Source organism: Blautia sp. JLR.GB0024, assembly GCF_037000545.1.
Classification (GTDB): domain Bacteria; phylum Bacillota; class Clostridia; order Lachnospirales; family Lachnospiraceae; genus Blautia; species Blautia celeris.
Map to the genome: position 1 here is coordinate 97328 of NZ_JBANBF010000004.1, position 23223 is coordinate 120550.

34 protein-coding genes are annotated in these 23223 nt (G+C 39.8%); 25 read left to right on the forward strand and 9 right to left on the reverse strand.

The annotated features are described in order from the left end of the window. Positions 1-106: 106 nt before the first annotated feature. The 6 genes from V8Q34_RS11160 (at position 107) to V8Q34_RS11185 (ending at position 4874) form a co-directional block, all read left to right on the forward strand. On the forward strand, positions 107-415 hold the full coding sequence (locus V8Q34_RS11160) for a YerC/YecD family TrpR-related protein (protein ID WP_033141622.1): 309 nt from the start codon (positions 107-109) through the stop codon (positions 413-415). A gap of 243 nt (positions 416-658) precedes the next feature. After that, positions 659-1171, forward strand: a complete 513-nt coding sequence (locus V8Q34_RS11165; protein ID WP_054352217.1) for a cupin domain-containing protein — start codon at positions 659-661, stop codon at positions 1169-1171. A 16-nt stretch (positions 1172-1187) separates the two neighbouring features. Beyond that, the gene (locus V8Q34_RS11170) at positions 1188-1871 is read left to right on the forward strand and encodes a 4Fe-4S dicluster domain-containing protein (RefSeq protein WP_256139213.1); all 684 of its coding nucleotides are present in this window, start codon (positions 1188-1190) and stop codon (positions 1869-1871) included. Positions 1872-1902: 31 nt separating this feature from the next. Next, entirely contained in the window at positions 1903-3237 is a 1335-nt protein-coding gene (locus tag V8Q34_RS11175) for an APC family permease (RefSeq protein WP_033141612.1), read from the forward strand. Between the two features lie 39 nt (positions 3238-3276). Beyond that, the gene (locus tag V8Q34_RS11180; RefSeq protein WP_052099498.1) at positions 3277-3978 is read left to right on the forward strand and encodes a 4Fe-4S binding protein; all 702 of its coding nucleotides are present in this window, start codon (positions 3277-3279) and stop codon (positions 3976-3978) included. A gap of 224 nt (positions 3979-4202) precedes the next feature. After that, the gene (locus tag V8Q34_RS11185) at positions 4203-4874 is read left to right on the forward strand and encodes a TetR/AcrR family transcriptional regulator (protein ID WP_033141611.1); all 672 of its coding nucleotides are present in this window, start codon (positions 4203-4205) and stop codon (positions 4872-4874) included. A gap of 96 nt (positions 4875-4970) precedes the next feature. Here the strand turns inward: V8Q34_RS11185 and V8Q34_RS11190 are convergent, their stop codons facing one another. After that, positions 4971-5699: a LytR/AlgR family response regulator transcription factor gene (locus V8Q34_RS11190; RefSeq protein ID WP_335835442.1), complete on the reverse strand. Its 729-nt coding sequence runs from the start codon at positions 5697-5699 to the stop codon at positions 4971-4973. A 136-nt stretch (positions 5700-5835) separates the two neighbouring features. On the opposite strand from V8Q34_RS11190, the gene V8Q34_RS27535 reads away from it, so the two are divergent. Next, entirely contained in the window at positions 5836-6408 is a 573-nt protein-coding gene (locus V8Q34_RS27535; RefSeq protein WP_442893848.1) for an accessory gene regulator B family protein, read from the forward strand. Here V8Q34_RS27535 and V8Q34_RS11195 read toward each other — a convergent pair. Then, positions 6333-7667, reverse strand: a complete 1335-nt coding sequence (locus tag V8Q34_RS11195) for a sensor histidine kinase (protein WP_335835443.1) — start codon at positions 7665-7667, stop codon at positions 6333-6335. The genes V8Q34_RS27535 and V8Q34_RS11195 overlap by 76 nt on opposite strands. Positions 7668-7795: 128 nt before the next feature. Here V8Q34_RS11195 and V8Q34_RS11200 point away from each other — a divergent pair, with 128 nt between their 5' ends. From V8Q34_RS11200 to V8Q34_RS11250, 11 genes are all read left to right on the forward strand, one after another. Then, positions 7796-7975, forward strand: coding sequence for a hypothetical protein (locus V8Q34_RS11200; RefSeq protein WP_227242662.1), 180 nt, complete (start codon positions 7796-7798; stop codon positions 7973-7975). A 68-nt stretch (positions 7976-8043) separates the two neighbouring features. Then, on the forward strand, positions 8044-9219 hold the full coding sequence (locus tag V8Q34_RS11205; protein WP_335835444.1) for a C40 family peptidase: 1176 nt from the start codon (positions 8044-8046) through the stop codon (positions 9217-9219). A gap of 32 nt (positions 9220-9251) precedes the next feature. Beyond that, complete coding sequence (locus V8Q34_RS11210; protein ID WP_335835445.1) at positions 9252-10265, forward strand: CapA family protein; 1014 nt, start codon at positions 9252-9254, stop codon at positions 10263-10265. Between the two features lie 14 nt (positions 10266-10279). After that, the gene (locus V8Q34_RS11215) at positions 10280-10678 is read left to right on the forward strand and encodes a hypothetical protein (protein WP_227242669.1); all 399 of its coding nucleotides are present in this window, start codon (positions 10280-10282) and stop codon (positions 10676-10678) included. Positions 10679-10777: 99 nt separating this feature from the next. Continuing rightward, entirely contained in the window at positions 10778-11596 is an 819-nt protein-coding gene (locus V8Q34_RS11220) for a hypothetical protein (protein WP_227242671.1), read from the forward strand. After that, complete coding sequence (locus V8Q34_RS11225; protein ID WP_256139245.1) at positions 11586-12338, forward strand: hypothetical protein; 753 nt, start codon at positions 11586-11588, stop codon at positions 12336-12338. Before V8Q34_RS11220 ends, V8Q34_RS11225 begins: the two co-directional genes overlap by 11 nt. A gap of 14 nt (positions 12339-12352) precedes the next feature. Then, a complete protein-coding gene (locus V8Q34_RS11230; RefSeq protein WP_335835446.1) occupies positions 12353-12994 on the forward strand; it encodes an ATP-binding cassette domain-containing protein in 642 nt (213 codons plus the stop codon). After that, positions 12994-13557: a hypothetical protein gene (locus V8Q34_RS11235; protein WP_335835447.1), complete on the forward strand. Its 564-nt coding sequence runs from the start codon at positions 12994-12996 to the stop codon at positions 13555-13557. The genes V8Q34_RS11230 and V8Q34_RS11235 overlap by 1 nt, the downstream gene beginning before the upstream one ends. 218 nt (positions 13558-13775) lie before the next feature. Continuing rightward, on the forward strand, positions 13776-14240 hold the full coding sequence (locus V8Q34_RS11240) for a helix-turn-helix domain-containing protein (protein WP_335835448.1): 465 nt from the start codon (positions 13776-13778) through the stop codon (positions 14238-14240). Continuing rightward, positions 14200-14931: an ABC transporter ATP-binding protein gene (locus tag V8Q34_RS11245; RefSeq protein ID WP_335835449.1), complete on the forward strand. Its 732-nt coding sequence runs from the start codon at positions 14200-14202 to the stop codon at positions 14929-14931. Before V8Q34_RS11240 ends, V8Q34_RS11245 begins: the two co-directional genes overlap by 41 nt. Continuing rightward, complete coding sequence (locus V8Q34_RS11250; RefSeq protein ID WP_033141608.1) at positions 14928-15659, forward strand: ABC transporter permease; 732 nt, start codon at positions 14928-14930, stop codon at positions 15657-15659. The genes V8Q34_RS11245 and V8Q34_RS11250 overlap by 4 nt, the downstream gene beginning before the upstream one ends. Before the next feature lie 61 nt (positions 15660-15720). On the opposite strand, the gene V8Q34_RS11255 is transcribed toward V8Q34_RS11250, so the two are convergent. The 6 genes from V8Q34_RS11255 to V8Q34_RS11280 form a co-directional block, all read right to left on the reverse strand. Further along, positions 15721-16317: a DUF1836 domain-containing protein gene (locus V8Q34_RS11255; protein WP_033141607.1), complete on the reverse strand. Its 597-nt coding sequence runs from the start codon at positions 16315-16317 to the stop codon at positions 15721-15723. A gap of 195 nt (positions 16318-16512) precedes the next feature. Beyond that, positions 16513-17625, reverse strand: a complete 1113-nt coding sequence (locus tag V8Q34_RS11260) for a tyrosine-type recombinase/integrase (RefSeq protein WP_054352222.1) — start codon at positions 17623-17625, stop codon at positions 16513-16515. A 174-nt stretch (positions 17626-17799) separates the two neighbouring features. Beyond that, a complete protein-coding gene (locus V8Q34_RS11265; protein ID WP_052099715.1) occupies positions 17800-18813 on the reverse strand; it encodes an Abi family protein in 1014 nt (337 codons plus the stop codon). Between the two features lie 113 nt (positions 18814-18926). Beyond that, positions 18927-19319, reverse strand: a complete 393-nt coding sequence (locus V8Q34_RS11270) for a hypothetical protein (protein ID WP_033143717.1) — start codon at positions 19317-19319, stop codon at positions 18927-18929. Between the two features lie 52 nt (positions 19320-19371). Continuing rightward, entirely contained in the window at positions 19372-19794 is a 423-nt protein-coding gene (locus tag V8Q34_RS11275; RefSeq protein ID WP_033143718.1) for an ImmA/IrrE family metallo-endopeptidase, read from the reverse strand. 15 nt (positions 19795-19809) lie between these two features. After that, on the reverse strand, positions 19810-20235 hold the full coding sequence (locus V8Q34_RS11280; protein WP_033143719.1) for a helix-turn-helix domain-containing protein: 426 nt from the start codon (positions 20233-20235) through the stop codon (positions 19810-19812). Between the two features lie 224 nt (positions 20236-20459). Here V8Q34_RS11280 and V8Q34_RS11285 point away from each other — a divergent pair, with 224 nt between their 5' ends. Genes V8Q34_RS11285 through V8Q34_RS11295 form a run of 3 tightly spaced genes read left to right on the forward strand, consistent with a single transcriptional unit; the run spans position 20460 to position 21383 of the window. Next, complete coding sequence (locus V8Q34_RS11285; protein ID WP_052099716.1) at positions 20460-20666, forward strand: helix-turn-helix transcriptional regulator; 207 nt, start codon at positions 20460-20462, stop codon at positions 20664-20666. Beyond that, on the forward strand, positions 20663-20968 hold the full coding sequence (locus tag V8Q34_RS11290) for a hypothetical protein (protein WP_033143720.1): 306 nt from the start codon (positions 20663-20665) through the stop codon (positions 20966-20968). The genes V8Q34_RS11285 and V8Q34_RS11290 overlap by 4 nt, the downstream gene beginning before the upstream one ends. Position 20969: 1 nt before the next feature. Continuing rightward, a complete protein-coding gene (locus V8Q34_RS11295) occupies positions 20970-21383 on the forward strand; it encodes a hypothetical protein (protein ID WP_033143721.1) in 414 nt (137 codons plus the stop codon). A 193-nt stretch (positions 21384-21576) separates the two neighbouring features. Here V8Q34_RS11295 and V8Q34_RS11300 read toward each other — a convergent pair whose 3' ends face one another. Next, positions 21577-21756: a hypothetical protein gene (locus V8Q34_RS11300; protein ID WP_156120912.1), complete on the reverse strand. Its 180-nt coding sequence runs from the start codon at positions 21754-21756 to the stop codon at positions 21577-21579. Between the two features lie 270 nt (positions 21757-22026). Here V8Q34_RS11300 and V8Q34_RS11305 point away from each other — a divergent pair, with 270 nt between their 5' ends. Genes V8Q34_RS11305 through V8Q34_RS11320 form a run of 4 tightly spaced genes read left to right on the forward strand, consistent with a single transcriptional unit; the run spans position 22027 to position 22986 of the window. Then, the gene (locus tag V8Q34_RS11305) at positions 22027-22182 is read left to right on the forward strand and encodes a hypothetical protein (protein WP_250810238.1); all 156 of its coding nucleotides are present in this window, start codon (positions 22027-22029) and stop codon (positions 22180-22182) included. 37 nt (positions 22183-22219) lie between these two features. Continuing rightward, positions 22220-22357, forward strand: a complete 138-nt coding sequence (locus tag V8Q34_RS11310; protein WP_335835450.1) for a hypothetical protein — start codon at positions 22220-22222, stop codon at positions 22355-22357. Between the two features lies 1 nt (position 22358). Continuing rightward, the gene (locus tag V8Q34_RS11315; RefSeq protein ID WP_103732653.1) at positions 22359-22784 is read left to right on the forward strand and encodes a hypothetical protein; all 426 of its coding nucleotides are present in this window, start codon (positions 22359-22361) and stop codon (positions 22782-22784) included. Continuing rightward, entirely contained in the window at positions 22765-22986 is a 222-nt protein-coding gene (locus V8Q34_RS11320) for a hypothetical protein (RefSeq protein ID WP_054353782.1), read from the forward strand. The genes V8Q34_RS11315 and V8Q34_RS11320 overlap by 20 nt, the downstream gene beginning before the upstream one ends. Positions 22987-23223 lie beyond the last annotated feature (237 nt).

Consider the following 23223-nt stretch of genomic DNA (forward strand, 5'->3'; position numbering starts at 1 on the left):
TCGCACAAGACTGCTTTACTTTAAAATTTTAGTGTGCTACTATATATACGGGTGATGTGTTACTACACTTGGGGTGAAAACTAAACAATAAGGAGAATGTATGTATATGAGCAAGAAAATTCATACGGAGGCAGTAGACTCCCTGTTTGATGCTGTCCTCAGTTTAAAGAACAGAGAAGAATGTTATCTTTTTTTCGAGGATGTGTGTACAATAAATGAGATTCTTTCCCTTTCACAGCGCTTTGAAGTTGCCAAGATGTTAAAGGATAAGAGAACATATCTGGATATCTCTGAGAAGACAGGGGCGTCCACTGCTACGATTAGCCGCGTCAACAGAAGCCTGAATTACGGCAATGACGGATATGAGATGGTCTTTGAGAGATTAGCAGACAAAAAAGAAGAAACAGAAGCATAAAAAAGCGAAGCCGGAACTTGGAAAAGTTCCGGCTTTTCTTTTTTTGTCCCATCATATTGCCGGGACAGGGGACATACACTTTAATAGAATAAAAAGGCAGTGTTTTACTTGACACCACTGAACATGTTCAGTATAATATAGACAAGATTAGACTGAACGCGTTCAGTTAGTGGGAAGGCATTAAGATTCCAGCGCTTTTTGGAAGTGCACACCAAGGAAGCGCTGCATATGGGAGGTAAGAAAATGAATAAAAGAAAATGGGAACATCTGATCATATCTCCGGATTATGTACCGCCGGTGATGGATGATGAAAGAGATGACAAAGGAGATATCAAAACAGGGAGAACACTGGGGCAGACCTACAGCTCCTCCGATTTATTTCCGGACTGTAAGGTGAATATGAGCCTGTCCTGGTTCTATGAAATCCCAAACAAGAATCCATATGTGGATGAACATGTACATGATGTGGATGAGCTGGTATTTTTCATGCCCAATTATAACGGTGTGGGAGATGATATCAATGCCGTGTGGGGGGAGGCTGATTTTTATATTGACGGAGAGCCTTATACCATAACGAAAAATACATGCATCTACTGTCCGGCAGGGGTTAAGCACTGTCCCATCGTTTACAAGGAGATCATCCGCCCACACTGCTTCATGACCATTCTGCTCACCAGTGAATATGTGAGAGAACAGGCCGGCAGGATTGTAAAGAATATAGGCGGAAAGTTCATTGAGGTAGGGGAAAGCAAGTAGACAAAGGGGAAAGCATATGGAAGAGAAAGACATTTTATGGGGCCTTACGGATTCCAATACCATGGAAGAAGTGCGGGAAAAGGCATTTGCTCTTATCGGAAAGATACGCTTCATGCCGGCAGCCACTGTGAATGAGGGACAGCCTGAGAACAGGATTCTGGATTTTAACCGGCTCAGTGACGGAAATCTGTATTTTATGACATCCAGGGGCAAACCCACGTATGAACAGCTCTGCAAACGCCCGCAGCTTGTGATGAATACGCTGATTGACGAGCGATATTCCCTGCGCCTGAGCGCATGGGTCAGCGAGACAACAGACCAGGCGGTATGGGATGAATTTTTCAAACTGAATCCCGGTACAAAAGAGATGTACCGGAAAAATTTTGACATAGTAGCTCTTTACCGGATCGACAGAGGGGAAGGGGAAATCTTCCATCTGTATGCCAATGAAAGGATACGCAGGCTGCGTTTTGCCTTCGGCGGGGAAGAGATACGGCCAATGACCTACCGCATCACAGAGGAATGTGTGGGCTGCGGTATCTGTCAGGAAAACTGTGTGGAGAGAGCGATCCATCAGAAAGATGACGGAAAATATTACATAAAAGAGATGGATTGTGATGACTGCGGCATCTGCTATACGAAATGTCCGCAGGCAGACACGGCACTGATCTGCCGTTTGAAGGAACAAGGGGAAACTTGAGGTTTGGGATGAGTGTGAGAGGTGAAAATTTATGGCAAAAACAAATGCTGATGGTTCAAAAAGTTTAGGTCGCGGCGATCTGCTTGCGATCGCAATCGGTAACGTGATTGGCGGCGGTGTTATGACAATGACCGGTCTTGCCATTGGAATTACAGGGCGCTCCATTGTCCTGTCCTATATTATCTGCGCGGTCATGGTTACGATCGTTGCGCTGCCGCAGTTCTTTTTATCAGGGACTATCCGTATGAACGGCGGTTTCTATACACAGGCTGCCATGTTCGGCGGCAAGTGGTTTGCAGGGCTGTATTCTGTTGTGTTCGTCAGTTATTTCTTTGGCGCGACTATGTATTCCGCTTCCTTTGCGGATTATGTGCTCTCCGCATTTCCGGAGATCAACGGCAAGCTGGTGGCTTTCGGAATCCTGACCGTATTCGTGGTTTTAAATCTCTGCGGAATCCAGGTGGCAGCAAAGGTACAGTATGCGCTGGTTATTATTCTGGTCATTGCGCTGCTTCTGTTTACCGGGTTTGGAATTATCCATCTGGAACCGGGGTATTTTGATGAGAATCAGTTCTTTACAAGTGGTTTTACGGGAGTTATGTCCGCGGCGGCACTGCTGTCCATGGCTACAAGCGGTGCTACCTTTATTATCAATATGAGCCGTGAGGCCAAGAATCCGAAAAAAGATATTCCGTTCTGTATCGTTGTGGGAACCGTGATCGTTACTATTCTTTACATCGGTGTCGGTGTGGTGGCAGCAGGTGTGTTCCCGGTAGAACATGTGGCAGGTCAGAACCTGTCCAAGGTGGCAAGGGAGATCCTTCCCGCTCCGCTGTACATTTTCTTCATCGTGGGCGGTGCCATGGTGGCCCTGGTCACATCCCTGAACGCCAATCTGGGATGGCTGCAGGCTCCTATTGCCCAGGCAGCAGAGGACGGCTGGTGGCCGAAGATATTTGCAAAACGTAATGACAAGTTTGGTACGCCTCATTATATTATCCTGACCATCTATGTGCTCTGCTCAGTTATCATATTAAGCGGCATGAACGTAGGAGATATTGCGAATATCGGAAATACACTGGCAAACTGCGTACAGGTCATTCTGTGTCTGGCGATCATCACCATGCCTAAGAAAATACCGGAGATCTGGAAACGCTCCCAGTTCCATATCAATGACAAATTATATACATTTTTATGCGTCATGGGTGCCATTGTCAGTGCGGCATTTGTTTACTATGAGTGTCTGGAGATCCACATGAATTATGTGATCGGAATTCTGGTCTATCTGGCTGTTGCATGTATTTATCCGCTGATCCGCCAGAAATTCCACAAGGTGGAGATCGAGGTCAGCTACGAGGAAGCATAAGGGTTACAGAAGAAAATATCAGATTGGGGAGGTATTGTAATGTCAGATTTTAATCCGGCTCCGGCTCTGGGGCTGACGGAGAAAAGTTCCAATGAAGAAATCAAAAACGCGGCGTTTCAGTTTGTCCATGAAGTGGGCTATATGGTGTTCGGCACAACAGCCATAGACGGGAAAATGCCTACAGCCAGAGGGCTGGAGGTACACTATCTGGATGGAGAAGGCAATTTTTATATAGGAATTGCCAAGGGCAAGCCGGTCTATTATGAACTGCAGAAGAATCCCTACCTGGTAGGAACGATCATCCGGGAGACGGTGAAGCGCCTGTCTGCCAGTGTCAGGCTGAATGCCCATGTGACGGAGGTTGACCCAAAAGAGCACCCGGAGATCTATACAAAATACTGGGAACTGAATCCGGGAACCAAGGCATTGTACAGAAAGGACCTGGATATGTTCCGTATCTTTATCCTGGACAGCGGGGAGGGGGAGATTTTCCATCTTCCTGAGGATGACATTGTCTGCCGCCTGCGCTTCTGCTTCGGCGGCGCACAGGTCCGTCCCTGGGCTTATGTGATCGATCCGGAGCGCTGTGTGGGATGCGGCACCTGTGAGGAGGTCTGCATGGAGGATGTGATCCATCCCACGGCTGACGGCAAATATGAGATTAAACATTTTGGCTGCCTGGAGTGCGGACGCTGTGCCATGAATTGTCCGAATGACGCCATTGACTGCAACTGCAGGTAAGGAAATCTAAACAGGAAAATCTCTCTGTATGGGCAGGGAGATTTTCTTTCTTTATGCAGGAACACATATGGCAGGGTGTCTGCAGAGGCAATGGTTCATCTTGACTGAACTATTACCTGCAGAGGGGGAACAAGCCAGAAAGTGGACAATAATCGTTGACTTCTAAAAATAAGACTGCTATTATGGGAGTGCCGGAATATTTATGAAAAGTTGAGGAAGTATTTATGGGAACAAATGCGGGAGAAGGAAAAAAACAGGAAAATAAGAAAGAAGAGATTCTGAAAGTATCCCGGGAATTTTTTATAGAGCAAGGGTATGAGAAGACAAGTATGCGGCAGATTGCGGCTGCCGCTGATGTGAGTCTGGGACTGGTGGCCTATCATTTCAAGACAAAACGTGACATTGCGCTGGAGATCGTGCAGCGGATGTACCACCGGTTTGCCGCATTTGCAAAAATGTATGTGAGCCGGCACAAGAAGCCGATCCTGTACTCAGGACTTCTTGTCAATCTGAATTACATGGTCTTTTCCTCGGAGAAATATGAGGCATTCTACCGGGACATACTGCGCAATGATATACTGCTTGATGTGATTGCAAAGTCAGGTGTGGAGACTTACATGAGTATCCGGGATAACTACAGGCCGGATCTGTCCGACGAGGAGGCAGAGAAGATGGGATGGTACGGGAACTTTATCTCTGTCAGCATGGAACGGACTCTGGTGCTCTATGACGACAGTCTGGAGATGATAGAGGGAAGTATCCCGGATGTGATCTTCAAGTCCTATATGGGTCTGTGGAGATTCCCGGATGTGGATGAGATCATGGAGGAAGTCTGTGTGGAGAGCCGGGTGCTGGCGGAGAAGATTTTGAGTGAGCATCCGGAGATTTATGGGTGAGATAATTGATTGGGGAGAGGCATGGATAGACCAGCGGACGGTCTTATCCATGCCCTTTTTCTTTGGAGAGTAAAGCATAGAAACTGGTATTTCAGATTAAATACTCTCTCGAATCTTTTTTAGATAACGGACAGAAATGTCACAGGTGTAACCGGCGCTTAATTGTACACAATGGTTTTTACTATCAATACTTTTGATATGGTTTTTATTTACAATGATTGAACTGTGACAGTGAAGCATGTAGGGAGCAAGAGTGGGTTCCAATTCTTTAATGCTGCCACGGATCTCATGAGTACCGTTTACAGTATAGATAAGTAGTTTATGAGTTCCTGGTACTTTAGTGATATAATATATGTCTTCCTGATACAACTGAATAATTTGGCGGCCTTCTTTTATTTTTAAAGTATCAGATGACTGGGCTGGATGAAATTCTCTTTCATGTATAGTATCGAGAGAATGGGCGATACGGTCTCTGATCTGCGCAGGGCTGTCTTTTGCAATGAAATCTGTGGCTGTTATCTGATATTCCAGGATGGTCAGGCTCAATTCCGAATGGGAACTGATAAATATTATATATCCATCAGGATCCAGTTCACGAATTTCCTTTCCAAGCTCAATTCCCTCCTTTCCGGTGCCAAGGTCAATATCCAGAAAATAGATACCTTTGCCGTGTTCTTTGCGGACTGCGGTCAGTATATCATCTGCATTATCGACTGCACAGATAATTTCCATAGAGTAATCGTGAAACAGCAGATGCTTACGGACCGCGTCTTCATACAGGCGGAGAAGCTGTGGTTCATCTTCACAAATGAATATGGAAAGCATGTGGACCTCCTTTGTGAGAACTGACATTTATGGCGCAAATGGGCACATATATGTCATTTTTTACATTTACATTATAGCATGTGATAGGATAAAGTGCATAGAAAAATGAATCAGTAAGGAGTTAAGGGAGTGATAAATGTTGTATAGGAAAATAGCAAAGTGTATATTGACATATTCTGAGGAGGAATGCAGCGAAGAATTATTGGTTTATGGAATGGAGGTTTTAGGGGCATCATGGATTAAAATACTGTTTTTTTTATTAATTGGAATATGTACAGGATTCATAGGAGAAAACTTACTGATTCTAGGTGTTTTCTGCAGTTTGCGTTCTCAGGCGGGCGGCAGACACTGTAAAACCAGTTTAAGGTGTTCAGCTGCAATGTTAATTATTATTTATGGATCAATTTTAATGAGTTCCATAATTGAATTACCTCCTCTTTTTTTGGTTGTTTGTTTACCATTTTATTTATATATTTTATATTGTTATGCCCCGTTATTTTCAAGAAATAATGAAACTGAGAATGGAAAAAAGATAAAAAAGAAAAAGGCGACATCTTTTATATTGATAGCCGCCTTTACGGTTGCTGCAGTATTAGTGACTATACCCAGAATAAGAGGGATGATTTTTTTTGCCTACACAGCAGAACTATGTACTCTTTTACCTTTAGAGGAATATTTTTCCGGTAGTTTGAGTTGTTGCAGAAAATAGTTGTCATGGCAATTGGTTTTATGCAGAACATTAGGATATCGGCTGAGAATTTTCTGTGCGTTGGGCAAGCCGATACCATGTCCATCTCCTTTTGTGGTATATCCAGTATCATATAAATGATTCAAATTACTGATTGGAGTACTACAGGAGTTCTTTACTATTATAGTAAGATAATCCTCATCCTTTAGAATACCGCAGAACAAGGTCTTTTCATCGGTTTCTGCTGCTGCTTCTATTGCATTATCCAGGAAGATGCCGATTACCCTGGCCAGATCCATGGAATCCATACTGGGAATAGTATCGATAACTTCAGGGATATGGATTTCCATATGTAGACATTGTGATGAGGAAAACATAAGTTTTTGGTAAATGATGCTTTTTAATTCCAGAACATGAAGATTTCCAAGTGTGCCAAGGGATAATGTCGAATTAGTAAACTGATCTTTAGTAGATAAAATTTTGGTATGAAAATATGTATCCAGGCCGCTGTAATCGTTTTGTTCAAAATAACAGTCCATAGTAGTTAAAATATTTAAATAATCATGACGGAAGGAACGCATTTGTTGATAAAGATTTTCAAGATTCTTGGTATAATCCCTTAGATTCTCGTATTCTGCTATTTTTCTTTTTTCATCAGCTGCTTTATTTACTGTTTTTACAATAAAATATAGTAGGGCACCGGTAAGGGTAAAGTAGGCAAGGAAAAGAAGGCTGTTGATTACCAGTACATTCGGAGGATATCCCAAACGTTCACCTGATGTGAAATTGAATATAAAGATAATAACACAGGATATTAAAAAGGTTAAAATAAAAAATAGTAAATTTTGGTTAAAATAAAATTTGTGTAAGAGCCTTCTTAGATAATATCCTAATATATAAGTTACGAGGTAAGAAAGAATGAGAAACAAAAAATCAAAAATTAAACCATAAAATAGGTTTAAATTCATAATATTTATATGAAATAAGATGTATCCAAGAGAAAGACAAATATAATTAAGTGTAACACTTATTATATAGCCCAAAAGTGCAAATATACAACTTAAAGGTTTTGATTTCTGTGTGATTAAAATATTTATAAGAATAGTAATTAAGCAAAAGAAAGTCCCATAATTTCCAATTGTATCAGCAGTTAAATAGCAAATTAGAAAAGTTTCTAAAATGAGAAAAAATTTAAACTTCATGGTTATTTTATTAGGTAGCATGTTAGTGCAGGCAAATGTAAAAGTAAAAGCGCCTAAAGCTAATTCTAAATAATACATTCTTAAATCTCCTATGACAAATATGCCGTAAATTCATACAATTATGTCTGTTTGTGCTTTTTCTAAATAATTTGGTGTACTATAAAGAAAATATAATTAAAGAATAAATGATTTTTAGGAGGTTGTCAATGGCGATAAGAAACGTAAAAAATTTAAAGCATAGAGTATTAAAGGCAGGGATCGATTTAGTTTTACAAAATGCAATAAAAGAATATAAGACTAGTAGACCAATTACTATGTATGAATCTGAAATTCCAGAAACCGTAAGACATGAATTAGAATATAAAATATTGATTACAAAGATATAATATCCAAAGTTAAAACCCGGGAAATAGCGATGGATTTTATATAAATAAACGAAAAAAGAGGAACAGATATGAAAAACAAAAAGATTGCGATAATTTTAGGAACAGTCATGTTATCAATGAATATGGCAATACCAGCTAGTGCAGCAGAGGGGGAAGGGGCAGCTATTGTAGTAGAGGAGCCTTCAGAAGAATCAGTTGTGCAGAATCCAATAGAAGACAGCCAGGATACTGATAACGAATCTGAAGCGCCTGAATCAGAGGAAGTCCAGGAGAATATTGAAACGCCCATAGTGGAAGAGCAAGATTTGATGAAAGAAAGTAATATTGAGAAAAATGAACAGGAAGGAGATCAGATAGAAGAGAATGAAACGGTAGCTGCTGAAGTTAATGATATTCCTGACCCTGCAGAAAATCTGCCGGATAACAATATACCATATGAAGTAAGACAGGCTATGATGCATATGCGCAGTGGAGGAGATACTAATACACCAACTACAATTGCAGGGAGTTGGATTCAAGAAGCAGATGGGCGCTGGTGGTATAAACATAATAACGGATCCTATACGAAAAATGCATGGGAGTATATTAATGGTTCTTGGTACCATTTTGATGCGTCAGGATGGATGCAGACAGGTTGGCTGAAGATTGGCAGCACATGGTATTATTTGAAGAGCAGCGGAGCAATGGCCAGTGGCTGGGAAAAAGTAAATGATAAGTGGTATTATATGGACGCAAGTGGAGTGATGATGACAGGTTGGGTTTCTGTTGGAGGAAAATGGTACTATATGGATACTAGCGGAGCTATGGTGACAGGAACACGGGTTATTGATGGTGTTACATATACCTTCGCTTCCAGCGGAGAAATGACTAGTAGCAGTGCCAGCGCAAATAAGGGCAAACAAATTGTAGATTATGCCGTACAGTTTGTTGGTAATCCGTATGTTTCCGGAGGAACAAGCCTTACGAATGGTGCAGATTGTTCGGGATTTGTACAGAGTGTATTTAAACATTTCGGAATTTCTTTACCAAGAACAACATATGAACAAGTTGAAACAGGTACATCAATCAGTGTTAGTAATTTACAGCCAGGAGATTTGGTCTTTTATTATCCAGGGATTACACATGTAGGTATTTACATAGGAAATAATCAAATTGTTCATGCTGCAAATACAAAAACTGGTATTGTAACTTCACCTTTGGATTGGTGTGGTCCGGTACAGGCATGCAGACGATGCTGGAAGTAATGTCCGTGATTTATATAAGGGGATAATATACAATGAAAATGAACTCCCGAGTTTCCAGAATTGAACAGGTAAAAAGACAAAAAATATGTATTATTCTTGTTCTGCTGACTCTGTTTTTTATATTGATTTTATGCTATTTTAGAGAGAATGTAAAAAAAAGACAAATAGAAATTACGCAAGAAGAGTATAAGACATTGCAGGAAATTACCATAGGAGCAATAGGAACTTGTACATTGGGAGATAGCAGAGGCTCAAGCAAAGAGGGGAGTTTTTCTCAGAAATATATGGAGGTAGAGGATACATCATATTTCTTTAAAATGGTATATGATGAGTTGAGCAAATGTAATATCGCACTGACGAATCTGGAAGGGGATTTGTCAGAAGAAGAACATGCTGAAATTAAATATCCGATTAAAGGAAAAAGTGAATATGTAGAAATTTTGAAACAAGGAGCTTTAGGAGTAGTTAATTTGGCAAATAGCCGCAGTCATGATTATGGAAAAGATGGATATTATGATACTTCGCTTGTATTAAATCACGCAGGATTATTAACTTTTGGTTATGATAGAATAATACAAAAAACGATAAAGAATATACAAATAAGTTTTTTGGGAGTTGATGTTCTTAATGAAGAAACAAAGCCCGAGATATTACTTGAAAAAAATATGATATCAGCCAAAAATATGGAATCAGACATTATTGTGGTTTGTTTGAATTGGGGAGACATATCAGATGTAGTACCAAATAAAAGCCAAAAAAACTGGGCACACAGAGCTATCGACTTAGGTGCAGATTTGGTACTTGGATACCATCCTATGCGATTACAGGGAGTGGAAGAGTATATGGGTAGATATATAATATACAGTTTAGGGAATTTTTGTAATGGAGCGCAAAAGGAACCGGATTACTGGGAAACAGCTATATATAAGGTTAAGTTCTATATTCAGAATGGCAAATTGTTGAAAGTTGGTGAACCAGAAGAAATACCATGTTATATATCTTCACAAAAATTAATAAATGATTATCAGCCAACACTAAAGCAATAATGAGGAGGAATAAGATGAAAAACCGATTAAAGAGATTAGTAGTAGCTATATCAGCATTTTCAATCATTGTAGGGGGAACCTTATCCGTTCAGGCAAGGGAAATTGGAGAGTTTTCAAGTTTTAAAGTTACATATAAGGGAGCAGAAAAGTTTACAGGATACTTATACAAAGCAGTTACTAATGGTAATGGAGTAGTGAATTTGAGTAATGATACAGGTACAGCCTGGATAACTGCAAATATGAAGAATTCTGACGGAGTATTTCGTGGTGGTGTTAATCTGCAAAGAGGTACCAGAAAAGAATTCTCTTCCACAGGTACAGCGGGATATAAGTATAGGCTTGGATTGAAAAAAACAAACAATACTGGAGGTGGCTCTGTAGTAATTAAAGGATCGTGGTCACCAGATGCCTAATGTTTAGTGGTTTTCAGGGCTGTGGTATTCTTAGTAATATCATGGCCTTGAATTTGTTTAAAGAATGGTAAGGTTTATAGAGGGACAGGTAATTAATATATGAAAACTATTAATAAAATAAGATTTAACCAGCCATATTTCTACATCAGTATAGGCATATTACTCTTGATTTTAAGCATTAGTTGGTTTTTTGAAAGCTATTTTGCTGAAGTAATGTTTTTTATCGATTACAATGCCCCTGATTTAATCGGCATTGCTGATGCAAAAAATGAGCTTTTGGAAAGTGTACTCACGTGGGAACGGTTTATTGATGCTTCTATGAGATATGTTGTGAATATATTTCCATTATTTGCAATACTGCCGGTAATACCCTTTGGCTTTGAAAGACAATCATATTTTATTTTTGGAGCCGCTCGTTTTAAAAATTATACCCGGGAATTATATTGTACTATTTTAAAATACTCTATTTGGGGTGGGATATGTATAAGTGCAGGATTTTTTATATATTTTTCAGTGGCAAGCTTATTTATGAAACCTTCTATAAATGATATAGGCGGCTTCTCAGCAATCTTTCCACCTGATTTTTATTCAAATCATCCTTATTTATTTTTCGTATTTCTTTCATTGACGATTTATTTTGCTGTAGGGGTAGTATTTGCAGGAATGGCATGTGTTATTTCTTTGTATACAGATAAAGAATTTTATATGTTGTGTATTCCGATTTTAGTATATATTGGTGATTCCTATTTGGGATATTCAATAAACTTTCTTCCATTTAAAATTTCAGAAAGTGTTTGTGCTTTCAACACACTATATTCCACAGGACAAATATTTATACCTTTGCTGCCATTGGCAATTGGGGACGTTCTACTGGCTATATTTGGGGTGCAAAAAAGGAGGAAAGCGGTTGACCTTTAAATACTGTTTTAGAGGATGGATAAGTGCATCCATTATAGGTGGTTTTGTTGGAGGGCTTTCTGTAGTGGGTATACTGAAAAAACTTGAAGAACTTGTAATAGAACAGGAACTACATCTTACAAGGTATGATTATTTTAACCTTCTATATGTTACAAACGATTTTGATACATATTCGTATTTATCTAAAGATAATATCAGTTTGTTGTTTCTGCCAGTGGTATTCTATATTGTAGGAAATATTCTTGTTGCAGGAGAATTTTTATTGAAACCTCAGGATTATTTTTCATTTTATTATAGTCGTGTACAGAAAAAACAGGAAGCAATGAAACTAATAAGAGGATGTGGCGGAAGCCTTGTAGGATGTTATATCCTGTTTTTTTTGATTACAGTATATGTGGCTTCCTTTTTATGTATACCAGATGGGGTATACAGTCTTAACATGCCGGAATATAAACTTTTGCTCTTTTTAATTCTTCATGGGACAGGGCAATGGATAGCATTTTTATTATTACGAGAGATTATGTTATTTATATATTGTAAAATGGGAGTAAGCGCATCTTTTAGTATAGGGTTTCTCTCATTGTTGTTACTATTATTATTGGATATGCAGATGGATACTTGTAATTTACTATTATTTATGCCGAAAAATTATTTTGTAGACAGTATTATAATAATGGCGGTAAGTTATAATTTGATTCGGTTTTTGAATAATAGATTGAAACACATGGACTTGCCTCATTGAGAAAGAGAGAAAAGATGATTCAACTAAAACATGTTTCAAAAAAAATTAAAAAGCAATTGATTTTAGATGATATAAGTGTTCAATTGAAGAATGGTAGATGTTATGGATTTACAGGATATAATGGTTGTGGAAAGACTATGCTGCTAAGAGCAATCTGCGGTTTTTTAAGTGTTGATTCGGGACAAATTATTATAGATGATAAAGAACTTGGAAAGGATATCGATTTTATTCAGGATGCGGGTATCCTTATAGGAGAAGCAGATTTTCTCAATTCCAGAAGTGGATTTGAAAATTTAGAAATACTTGCACAGATACGGAACAAAATAAAATCGGAAGATGTAGTAAATTTTATGAATAGCATGGGGATTCTGGAGGAAAAAGATAAAAAAGTCCGCTATTATTCTTTAGGAATGAAACAGCGTTTGAGACTGACGCAGGTATTTATGGAGAACCCATCTGTTTTAGTATTAGACGAGCCATTTAATGCTTTGGATAAAGCCGGAGTGAAAAAAATACAGGATCTGTTGGTATTGGAAAAGAAAAAAGGAAATTTATTATTGTTAACCAGCCATGACCAAAGTAAAATTGAGCTTTTATGTGATAAAGTATTTGAAATAGAAAATGGACGTATTATTAGTGAAAGAGGACACGATTAATGAAAAAGAAAATTATACTGGGAGCAGGAATGATTCTACTGCTATGCATGGTTCAGGGCTGTTCTATGGAACCGGACTATAAGAGGAACAGTAGTGAAAGTGATGTCGTGACGGAAAAACAGCAGAAGGCTGCTCTTGAGGAGGAAGAAGCTTTTGATAATAGACCTCGGTTTTCTGTCAGTGTGGAAAGCATTGCAGATAAATTAGAAAAGTATGAAGGGTTTAAGGCGGGGAAAGACGCTCAGCTTTGTATTATGATGCCAAAAGATGAGAGTTTTGAGATTCAGGTGGGGGAGTGGGGCAGCAGTACCGCAGAAACTATTTACTACACAATATATGCAAAATCACCCATGAAAAACGACAAGATCAAAAAAGAAGTTTTGAAAAGCGTTAAGTGTATACTGGAACTGCTGGGGGAAGAATATCGGGAGGAGTTTATAATAGATAAATTTGCATGTATTACGAAACCGGAACAGATAGAAACAGAAAAATACTCAGAGAAGGTTGAAATGTTTTTCGGAAATATGGGAGATGATTTTGATTTCAGGATATCTCCGCTATAATTGGTTTCGGCACCGACAAAAAAGTTTATAATAAAAATGGGTCAATAAGTCTGTTATCAGCCCCTTGTCGTTTTGACAAGGGGCTAATAATTGTTTACGGGCAGGCTTATTTTTATAAATTTCATTTACGCAACTGAAAATAACAGTTTCTGTTAACACAGATTGGTAGAACTATCCCCATCCGGGCGTTATACTTAATGGAAAGGAGTGTGAAAAATATGATTTCTGTGAATTTGAATACACTGAGGAAACAGATGGGCTACTCCCAGGAGGAGGTGGCTGAGAAAATCGGTGTTTCCCGTCAGGCAGTGGCAAAATGGGAGAACGGTGAGACCGTGCCGGATCTGGATAATACCGTTGCTCTTGCCGAACTGTATGGGGTGAGCATAGATAATCTGGTGAATTATCAGGCAAAGAAGGAAGGACTGCAGATTCCGCCGAAGGGAAAGCATGTATTTGAATCTGTGAATGTGGGTGAGAGGGGACAGATTGTCATACCGAAAAAGGCGAGGGATATTTTCAATATTAAACCGGGTGACAGTCTACTGATCCTTGGGGATGAAGAGCAGGGCCTTGCCATGGTGAAGACAGAGATTTTCATGGAGCTTGCCAAGGAAATTCTGGAAAAAGGGGGAAGATTTGATGAGGGCAATCGAGACGAACAATCTGACAAAGAAATATAAGGATGTGACTGCTGTGGATGACCTGTGCCTGTCTGTGGAACAGGGAGAACTGTTTGCGCTTCTGGGTGTGAACGGGGCAGGAAAAACAACCACGATCAAGATGCTTTCCTGTCTGACCGCGCCCACATCCGGAGATGCCAGGCTGCTGGGGGACAGTGTGGTGACAGCACCTATGAAGGTGAAGGAAAAAATCAATCTCTCGCCCCAGGAAACAGCGGTAGCTCCCAACCTGACTGTGCGGGAGAACCTGGAGTTTATCTGCGGGATTTACGGAATCACAAAAGAGGAGGCAGCCGGTAAGACTGAGGATATGATCAAGAGATGCAGCCTGGGCGAAATAGCCGGAAAAAAAGCCGGAACACTGTCAGGAGGATGGCAGAGACGTCTCTCTATTGCCATGGCACTGATATCAGAACCGGATATTCTCTTTCTGGATGAACCCACGCTGGGGCTGGATGTGATGGCAAGAAGAGAACTTTGGGAAATGATCGAGGGATTAAAGGGTAAAGTGACAGTGGTGCTCACCACTCATTATCTGGAGGAGGCGGAGAGCCTTTCCGACAGAATCGGCATTATGGCCGGGGGCAGGCTTTCTGCGGTTGGAACTGCAGAGGAGCTGATGAAAAGGGCCGGAAAGGAAAAATTTGAGGAGGCGTTTGTAGTTCTCTGCAGGGGAGGCAGTTTATCATGAAAATAATGGCATTTGCATCACGTAACGCCAAGGAAATATTAAGGGACAAGACGAGCCTGGGATTTGGGATTGGATTTCCCGTGATCCTGCTGCTGCTTTTGTCTCTTATCGGGGCAAATGCACCGGTGGATCTGTTTGATGTGGATAAGCTGACACCCGGGATCGCTGTATTCGGTATGTCCTTTCTCTCACTTTTTTCAGGAATGATCATTGCAAAGGACAGAACAAGTTCCTTCATGATGCGGCTCTTTGCCTCACCTATGGAGTCAGGGGATTTTATAGCCGGATATACACTTCCGCTGATTCCCATGGCAGTGGCACAGATTCTGATCTGTTTTGTCACTGCCCTGTTTCTTGGGCTTTCCGCCAGTCTGAATATTCTGCTGACTGTGCTTGTCTCCATACCGGCAGCACTGCTGTTTATCGGGATTGGCCTGCTGTGCGGCAGTGTGTTCAATGATAAACAGGTGGGAGGCGCCTGCGGCGCTCTGCTCACCAACCTGAGCGCATGGCTGTCCGGGACTTGGTTTGATCCGGCCATGGTTGGCGGTGTATTCGGAAAACTGGCAAAGAGCCTGCCTTTTCTGCACGCAGTGGATGCGGGGAGATATGCCCTTGCAGGGGAATACGGAAAGATCATGCCGGAACTTTGGTGGGTTCTGGCCTATGCTGCAGCGGTGGATGTGATCGCTGTTTTGGTGTTCAGACATAAAATGAAAAGTGAATAGAGAATAAAACATGCTGCTTTCGGGAGTGAAAACCCGAAAGCAGCATTTAAATTGTACTTTTTTATTTTTTCGGTTCCGCCATGTCATCAATGAGTTTTTCAATCACCTGTTTTTTAACATATACGTCAAAGCTCAGCATACAGATAAATGCAAATTTTTTCAGGAAATCCTGGTTTTCTTCCTCTGCATTTTCGTAGGAATCACAGGCCATTTTGTATTTTCGGACAATGTCTTTTGTCAGGGGGTCAATCTGCTTTATCTCCAGATGCATGATTTCATTGTAAATGTCAGTCAGGCTCAGCTCGCCGTCCTTATTGAAATACTTTTCTGTGAGTGGTCCCAGCAGAACCTGGATATCATTGATGGACAGAATGTTTTTAAAATAGTAGATAAAGGTCAGCATCAGCAGATGCTCTTTTGTATATTTCTTCTTCACCGGCGGCGGGAGAAGGTCGTTCTTGGCATAGTTGTTTATCATGGTTTTGGTCAGAATCTTGTCGTCCGTGTGGCGCTTGGAGGCGGACAGGTGATTCTCCATGAAAGTGGTTACCTGATCCATATATAAATCAATTCCCGGAATTTCCTCAGGCTTTATATAGTCAATACGGGAAATACTAGCCAGAATACTGTTCAGCATGTCTTTGGTATCAATTGTCATCTTATCACCTCTACGCTCTATTATATAGTTTTTAAAACTATTTGTAAAGACCAGATTTCTTTTGGTGGCTATATGGCGGAAAAACCCAGTAAAATCAAGGGTTTCGAGGGCTTTCGCTTGCTTTTTCGCGGAACGAAGAATACCAAAAAAATCCCCCTTTTTCCCCCTTTTGTCCCCTTTTTGTCCCCTTAAAAATCACCCGACAATATGGATATTTTTAATTTGTTCTTCTTCCTGCTCTTTTAGTTTCTGTGTAACATGTAAATATATCTGTTTTGTTATAACACTATCCTCATGGCCAAGGCGCCGAGAGATAGCATCAAGGGTCATTCCATTGGCAAGCAATAGGGAGGCGTGAGTGTGCCTGAGAACATGAGGCGTAACCTCGAAGCCCAGAACTCTCTCCGCAGTCCGTTTGAGGGCATTATTATAGACGATGTAAGACACATAGTCACCATGCGTATTGCAGACAAACAATTTGGTGCGGTAACCCTTGAACACACTTTCTTGTTTGGTGAAAAGTAGAATATCCCTGCACGCCTTTTCGAGCTCTGGCTGCATATACACATCCCTGTTAGAGGAGATCGTCTTAGGTGCATCTATACTTTTCTTTGCGGGGAAAATTCTCTTATTAATGTGGATAACATGCTTGGCAAAGTCAATGTCTTGTGTATTTAGGGCAATAGCCTCTCCAATTCTCAGACCGGATAGAGACAGGAACTTAGTTAGTAGTTCCCATTTCTTACTCTTAAAACCAGATAGGAGTTTTTGCAGTTCATCCGATTCCAGAAATTTATCCTCCAGCTTTTCGCGGCGCATGGTATCCTTGAAGGGTTTAAATTTCCCCAGGAAAGAAATATCAGCTATGTAATCATTCTCATAACCCCAGCGGAAGATTGCATTTATTCTGCTCCGGATATTGTTCAGATAACTATTTGGCTTGCCTGTCCTGATCAGAGTTTCTTTCAGAAAATTGGCTGTTATCCGGCTCACCATTATATCTCCATCGAAAATATTGAGGATGGAGTTACACAGATAATAGGTAGAGTTGTAAGAGGATTTCTTTACAGACAGCTTTTGGAAGTCCAGGTATTTCTCAATCAGATTACCGAGTGTAAGGTCAGATTCTTTCTGGTGTCCAGTCTGCCGCTCCTCGATCATGTGCGTTAAGGTCTCCAGAGCTGTCTTCCTGGCAGAGGCCGTGTTCTTATTAAGGGTAACAGAGACACGTTTTTGTTTGCCGGTTAAATAGTCTTCGTACTGTTCCACATACTTGAATTTTCCGTTTTTTTGTTTTTCTGTCCACATTCATATCATCCTCTCTTTTTGTAATTGCCGAAAAAGGGCACAAAAATAACAGCCAACAAGAACAATTGTTCCGCTTGCGTGGCTGCTCCGGAGATGATACAATATTATTGCTTATGTAATACTGCATATCTTCGGATATGTGATCCGGTCTCTGTTGGCGCAGGGGCCGGTTTTTTAGTGGTCTTTGTATTTGTTGTTAATAAACTCAGCAATTCGAATTATCAGATTTTCTGGTAGATTAAATACATTTAAAACAGATTTCCCACAAAACTGAATTTTTTTTTCGGTATATGGTGAGAACAGGAGTGATAAATCCACCAAAAAGTTTTCTGATAGGTAAGAATCATTTAATAATATGCAAATTATTAATATTACAGAATATAGGTCATTTTTTCCTATCCCAGACATATATTCTTCTTCATGTACTAAATTAGTAGCTACGGAAAGCAACGGAACCTTAGGAAGCTCACAAGAGGTTGTATTCTCAAAGGTTCGGATTCCATGAGCCATACTGTTTCTGTAGTCTTTTAAAATATGAAGTGCTTTTAGTAATAGTTCCTTCCTTTGTTCAAAGGAAATTTTGTCTGTAGAGATTAGCTCTTTGCATACATATGTTTTATCATTGTCTTTGAGGATGCTATACCATTGTATTGCAAGACCAAAAGGGACATTTCCTATTAATATCCAAGGTGGGATATGATTTTTGTTGTTTTGATAGTGTATAAGACTTAAATTATGTCTTGGTTCAATAGCGCATTGTTTTATTTTTTGTAATATATTTTTTCTACGATTATTGCTTGAACTGTAATTTTTAAGAAAAAGGTAGTCTGTGCTATCCCTATTATTTTCATCATCAATATTAGTATAAACACCATAATTTTGTGAAATAATATATGATATTTTACTTTTTAATGAGCGTTCTATGTGCAATATATACTTCAATAATACGCTATTTAAATTTGTATCAAGAATATGAATTGTATACAATTCTTCAAATTTGGTTCCAGGAACGAACATATCACTGCCATTTAATGAAAGAAAAGTATTTTTATATCCGTTCACTAATGTGTAATAAGAAATATTACTCAAAGCATTTTTGGCAAATTCATAGTTTGTTATTTCAATGTTTCTGGAAATCATAATTTCTATAAGTTCATCATAAGTTTTGAATGGTTTATCAAACGCCATAAAGCAAAAGCCCCCTTATCAATACTGATAAGAGGGCAAACGCTAGTCATTTCAATCAACGACCATTTCTGCTGCTATCATCTTATCAGTAGTTGTAGAAAATGTCAAGCCAGTTATCCTAATTTAACTGGGTCGCCAACATGAATTCTTGTATCTTTTGCTTTTAGAGGTTTGATTTCATTTTCATCCACATCTAATGGTACATATTCCTTTTTTTGTAAGGAAAGCAAAGGGGAAATAGCCATTTCAGAAAATACAGTTGATCTAGTTTCCTGCTTTTGACAGATAGAATAACGTCTATCAACTTCTATAACCTCTAAAATATCCTTAGTGTACTCAAATTCACATAATTCGGAGCCGTCTGAATTATAAAGTATATCGATTGGTTCGTATACTTTTACTAAATCCCCAACTTTAAGTTCTTCTTCACCTACATTTATAATAAGAGTTCTATTATCTATAATGCGAATCACATCACCAATTTTGTTTATATTTTTTTCTATCATATAAATCCCCCATTCTTTTATTAATTTTATTAAAACGCCGTAGCGAATTAATCTATTTAAGACGCAATTCAATAAGCTTTTCGCTGTACCCAAATATACGTGATAGCTGCTCCATTGTATACTCTTTATTTTCCTTAATATCTTCGTCCGTAAGAAGACATTCCATTGCAAATTTATTGGCTTCTATTTCTAAATGGTCTACAGATAAAAATGTTGTTGATCGTAGAAATGGAGTATTTGCATTTGGATGCATGACGGCATGGCCTAATTCGTGAGCACAGGTAAGTATTTGTAAATGTTCAGACAGATTCTGATTAATGTGTATCTGCTTTATACGTAATTGTTTGCTGTAATATCCATTGATGCTGCCTAAATCTTCAAACAAGACTAATATCCCCATTGCCTCTGCTAATTCAAATACATTTCTCGTATGGTACTTTTGGATTAATTTGTGCACTACTTTTTTTATATCCAAATGAATCACTTCCCATCAATCTTTCCGATACTTTTTCGGAGTGAATTTCTGCTTTGCATTGATTTTGGCAATACGAATACTATTTTCAAGACTGGCCTTCAGAAGTTCTCTGGTTTCATCATCCAGTGGTTCGCCGCTGAACATAAGTCCTTCCTGCGCATCTTCAAGGTCTGCAAGAGCATCTTCAAGGCGTTTGGCTATATCCTTTTCATCTCTGCGGTTTAAAACAATTTTGTTGTTTTCCGATTCTTCGTTTCCGGATGTTAAATAATCAACGGTCACTTCTAATAAGTCAGCAATTTGTTGTAGCTTATCAATACTGGGTTTGTTTTTATTGAATTTATTAATAGAACTTCTGGCAAAACCCAGCTCCTGTTCCAATTTATTGATTGAATATCCCTTAGTTTTAGCTATATCTCGTATCTGTTCATATAGTCCCATATTGTTATACCTCAAAATTTTGCGCATATTTCACTTGACATACGTAAAATCTTGTGTATAATAAAGATATGAGTTACGCAAGATTTTGCGAATATCCAGTAAAAGCGTTATTCTATAGTTGGTTGGTGGTACTTCTAATTTTAGAATATATTACGCAAAATGTCAATATATTATCTCAAAATTTTGCGTAACCTTAGATTGTTTTTTTGAAGGAGGTGAAATTATTGATATACCAAAAAGTTAAAGAAGCTTGTGGTGATGCAGGGATAAGTATTACAGCTCTGGAAAATAAGCTGAACTTTCCACGAAGCAGTATCTGCAAGTGGGATGATAATATTCCAAGTGTACTGAAGGTTTATGAGGTAGCAAAAGAGCTGAATAAACCTGTAGAGTTTTTTTTGGAAGAGGATAAGGAGGTGAAAATAGAATGACAGTTATTAAACAGATGTACGGAAATCCAGTAATGAGCGTGAAAGGAATCTGTGAACAGTTTCATATCAGCGATCGCACAGCGAGGAAGTATATGAAAGAAATTGAAATAAACCGGGATAGATATGGAGAGTTTGCCGTAATGGGAGAAGGTCCACTGAAAAGGGTGAATTATATGGCCTTCACGGATTACTGGAAATATCGCAGGATGCTGGGCGATAAAAACGCAAGGAAACATACTCCAGAGTATAACCCGCAGGAAATAGCAAAAGCATTAGGTTTTTATGGCACGGAGGTGATGTGAAATGGAAAAACAAATTCACAATATGACAAATGAAGAAATCCTTCGCCAGCAGTTGGTGCTGTTAGCGGAGGCGTCAAGAGGTGCAATGGATATGGAATTAGGACCGTTAAGCACTGCAATGGTTGAAGTCTGTAAATTACTTAGTGCACCAACCAAGACGACGATGTCCCCGGGAGGTTCCTATGGTAGAGAAAGACAGAACAAAAGGAGCAATGAGGAAGAGCTCAGAATAGCAGGTAATGCAGTAAAAGCTATCACAGGGTTTACCTATCGAGAATTGGAAGCGGCAGAGCAGGCAAAGAAAAGGGAAAAGAAACAGGTATATATAAACCCAGATTCTTTAATCGGAAAAGAGATCAAGTACCAGACTGCTTTGCTGCATGAGATACTCCATGAATTAAGGAATAGGGGATGACAAGCACCCCCTACCATAAGGTTAATTGTTGTGAGCCGGCATAAAGGAAGAGAGGTAAGATTTGGACCGTATAAACAAGGTGTTTCTTGCGAAGGAAATTGTAAAAGAACTTTCATCGCAAGGAATAACTGTAAAGGATTTAAATGATATTTGTAATCTTGCCAAGGAGATTGCAAGTAATGAAAAAATAACACTATTTTGCGTTGAGTCTTTCAACGACTGGTTCGATTAAAGCACTTATTTCTGAATAAGCTTTTTCAAAAGCGTCAATGGAATTTTTACATGCTTCATCCATTGAAGTGGGCTGAATATCTTGCAGACATTGATTGACACATATAAGAGATAAGTCATAAACCAATTTGTTTTTATCCAAGTGAAATTCTCCCTCCATATTTACTCAGCCCTGGCGGGGGCCTGTAAGTACATTATAGGTGGGAGCAAAAAGAAAATCAACACAGAAGACCTGACGGGTAAGGAGAGAATCATGTGGGTTATATTTGTACTATCTGCAACGGCATTCGGGCTGTCCAGCGTGCTGACACAGTAGTTAAAGAGGAGTAATAAAGAGGACCTGCTTTTGGGGGCAGACCCGCATGAAACAAGTACAACCAGTACCGCATATCTTTAACAGGAGGTGTTTAGCATGGCAAAGCAGAAAAAAGAGATCAAGTGCACCGCCGAATATACGGAAGGCTGTGCACAGAGATTAACAGATGCTCTGGTAGACATTTACTACCAGAGAAAGGCTCAGGGAAGACTTGGGGAAATTGAAAAATACAAGGAAGATAAAACCGCCTAAGGGCGGGACCATGGGACAAGCAGGAAGGAAGATCAAAATGATACATGCAGTGATAGCTTTTATACTGGTGTGCCTTGTATATAAGCTTCCGCTCTGGTCGATCGTAGTGTTCCTGGTAGGCACTGCGGTCTCCAGGGGAGCAGCAAGGACATTTAAGGAATTGATGGAGGAATAAGATGAGAGTCATGCTTGTAGAAGAGGAAATAGTGGCCGGGATCTGGCACGTTTCGGAAGAGCTTGCAAAGAGCAATGATCCGGAGAATAACATGAAGGCAGTTGCACTGGTCTGGTGCTTGGAGGCACTGGGGCTGGACAAGCCGGAAGAAAATAAAAGGGCCCTGTCAGCGGGGGCGCGAAACAGGACCCAAGACCAAAATAGTCAAATACATAATAACAGGAGAAAGGAGAAAATGCAAGTGTACAGTACGATAGCAGAAGCAATGATTCGGAGATGGGTAGACGGGAATTTCCGGACTGGGAGCGTAAAGATATATATGAACGGGAGAAGTGCAAAAGTGGTAGATAAAAATGGGGACAGCCTTTATCTGGTCTATGATCCAGAGCAAAGAGAGGTGAACGTATATGACCCAGAAGAAATTTAGCACCCTGCAGGCAGACATCGAGCCGATCTTCCGGGAGATCGAGCAGGTAAAAGAGAAACACGGCTTGACCACATTGTCGCTGGAATCTTTCCAGCTTTCGGATCAGTACAGCGGGAGCTGCGCAGGAAAAGACGGGTTTCTGGCCCGCCGGGAGTTCAAACATCGGAGGGACAGCACTACGTCGTTCAGGCTGTTGATATAAAAAAGAAAAGGCAGACCGAGGGAGCAGCCGCCTTTTCTCAAGGGTTATGATGCTTAGAAATTAAGATAAGAAGCTCATGACTGTATAGTAACACTGCCATTAAAAAATGTCAAGATATCCTCAAAAAAATTAGGGATTTGAAAATAAAAAATGGCAGAAACTGTGTGCTCTTCTGGATCATACAGTGCAAAGAAAGGCAGGTACCGAAGAAACCTGCCTTTCCTAAAGAAGGCGCCC

What these genes read in the sequence shown, in the direction of transcription:
- V8Q34_RS11190 (WP_335835442.1), bottom strand. Translation starts at nt 5,699, where the DNA reads ATGCTTTCCATATTCATTTGTGAAGATGAACCACAGCTTCTCCGCCTG.
- V8Q34_RS11220 (WP_227242671.1), top strand. Translation starts at nt 10,778, where the DNA reads ATGAAAACTATTAATAAAATAAGATTTAACCAGCCATATTTCTACATC.
- V8Q34_RS11215 (WP_227242669.1), top strand. Translation starts at nt 10,280, where the DNA reads ATGAAAAACCGATTAAAGAGATTAGTAGTAGCTATATCAGCATTTTCA.
- V8Q34_RS27535 (WP_442893848.1), top strand. Translation starts at nt 5,836, where the DNA reads ATGTTGTATAGGAAAATAGCAAAGTGTATATTGACATATTCTGAGGAG.
- V8Q34_RS11195 (WP_335835443.1), bottom strand. Translation starts at nt 7,667, where the DNA reads ATGTATTATTTAGAATTAGCTTTAGGCGCTTTTACTTTTACATTTGCC.
- V8Q34_RS11320 (WP_054353782.1), top strand. Translation starts at nt 22,765, where the DNA reads ATGACCCAGAAGAAATTTAGCACCCTGCAGGCAGACATCGAGCCGATC.
- V8Q34_RS11165 (WP_054352217.1), top strand. Translation starts at nt 659, where the DNA reads ATGAATAAAAGAAAATGGGAACATCTGATCATATCTCCGGATTATGTA.
- V8Q34_RS11210 (WP_335835445.1), top strand. Translation starts at nt 9,252, where the DNA reads ATGAAAATGAACTCCCGAGTTTCCAGAATTGAACAGGTAAAAAGACAA.
- V8Q34_RS11175 (WP_033141612.1), top strand. Translation starts at nt 1,903, where the DNA reads ATGGCAAAAACAAATGCTGATGGTTCAAAAAGTTTAGGTCGCGGCGAT.
- V8Q34_RS11310 (WP_335835450.1), top strand. Translation starts at nt 22,220, where the DNA reads ATGATACATGCAGTGATAGCTTTTATACTGGTGTGCCTTGTATATAAG.
- V8Q34_RS11305 (WP_250810238.1), top strand. Translation starts at nt 22,027, where the DNA reads ATGGCAAAGCAGAAAAAAGAGATCAAGTGCACCGCCGAATATACGGAA.
- V8Q34_RS11230 (WP_335835446.1), top strand. Translation starts at nt 12,353, where the DNA reads ATGATTCAACTAAAACATGTTTCAAAAAAAATTAAAAAGCAATTGATT.
- V8Q34_RS11290 (WP_033143720.1), top strand. Translation starts at nt 20,663, where the DNA reads ATGACAGTTATTAAACAGATGTACGGAAATCCAGTAATGAGCGTGAAA.
- V8Q34_RS11240 (WP_335835448.1), top strand. Translation starts at nt 13,776, where the DNA reads ATGATTTCTGTGAATTTGAATACACTGAGGAAACAGATGGGCTACTCC.
- V8Q34_RS11250 (WP_033141608.1), top strand. Translation starts at nt 14,928, where the DNA reads ATGAAAATAATGGCATTTGCATCACGTAACGCCAAGGAAATATTAAGG.
- V8Q34_RS11315 (WP_103732653.1), top strand. Translation starts at nt 22,359, where the DNA reads ATGAGAGTCATGCTTGTAGAAGAGGAAATAGTGGCCGGGATCTGGCAC.
- V8Q34_RS11265 (WP_052099715.1), bottom strand. Translation starts at nt 18,813, where the DNA reads ATGGCGTTTGATAAACCATTCAAAACTTATGATGAACTTATAGAAATT.
- V8Q34_RS11245 (WP_335835449.1), top strand. Translation starts at nt 14,200, where the DNA reads ATGAGGGCAATCGAGACGAACAATCTGACAAAGAAATATAAGGATGTG.
- V8Q34_RS11200 (WP_227242662.1), top strand. Translation starts at nt 7,796, where the DNA reads ATGGCGATAAGAAACGTAAAAAATTTAAAGCATAGAGTATTAAAGGCA.
- V8Q34_RS11270 (WP_033143717.1), bottom strand. Translation starts at nt 19,319, where the DNA reads ATGATAGAAAAAAATATAAACAAAATTGGTGATGTGATTCGCATTATA.
- V8Q34_RS11235 (WP_335835447.1), top strand. Translation starts at nt 12,994, where the DNA reads ATGAAAAAGAAAATTATACTGGGAGCAGGAATGATTCTACTGCTATGC.
- V8Q34_RS11280 (WP_033143719.1), bottom strand. Translation starts at nt 20,235, where the DNA reads ATGGGACTATATGAACAGATACGAGATATAGCTAAAACTAAGGGATAT.
- V8Q34_RS11170 (WP_256139213.1), top strand. Translation starts at nt 1,188, where the DNA reads ATGGAAGAGAAAGACATTTTATGGGGCCTTACGGATTCCAATACCATG.
- V8Q34_RS11295 (WP_033143721.1), top strand. Translation starts at nt 20,970, where the DNA reads ATGGAAAAACAAATTCACAATATGACAAATGAAGAAATCCTTCGCCAG.
- V8Q34_RS11160 (WP_033141622.1), top strand. Translation starts at nt 107, where the DNA reads ATGAGCAAGAAAATTCATACGGAGGCAGTAGACTCCCTGTTTGATGCT.
- V8Q34_RS11260 (WP_054352222.1), bottom strand. Translation starts at nt 17,625, where the DNA reads ATGTGGACAGAAAAACAAAAAAACGGAAAATTCAAGTATGTGGAACAG.
- V8Q34_RS11255 (WP_033141607.1), bottom strand. Translation starts at nt 16,317, where the DNA reads ATGACAATTGATACCAAAGACATGCTGAACAGTATTCTGGCTAGTATT.
- V8Q34_RS11185 (WP_033141611.1), top strand. Translation starts at nt 4,203, where the DNA reads ATGGGAACAAATGCGGGAGAAGGAAAAAAACAGGAAAATAAGAAAGAA.
- V8Q34_RS11205 (WP_335835444.1), top strand. Translation starts at nt 8,044, where the DNA reads ATGAAAAACAAAAAGATTGCGATAATTTTAGGAACAGTCATGTTATCA.
- V8Q34_RS11180 (WP_052099498.1), top strand. Translation starts at nt 3,277, where the DNA reads ATGTCAGATTTTAATCCGGCTCCGGCTCTGGGGCTGACGGAGAAAAGT.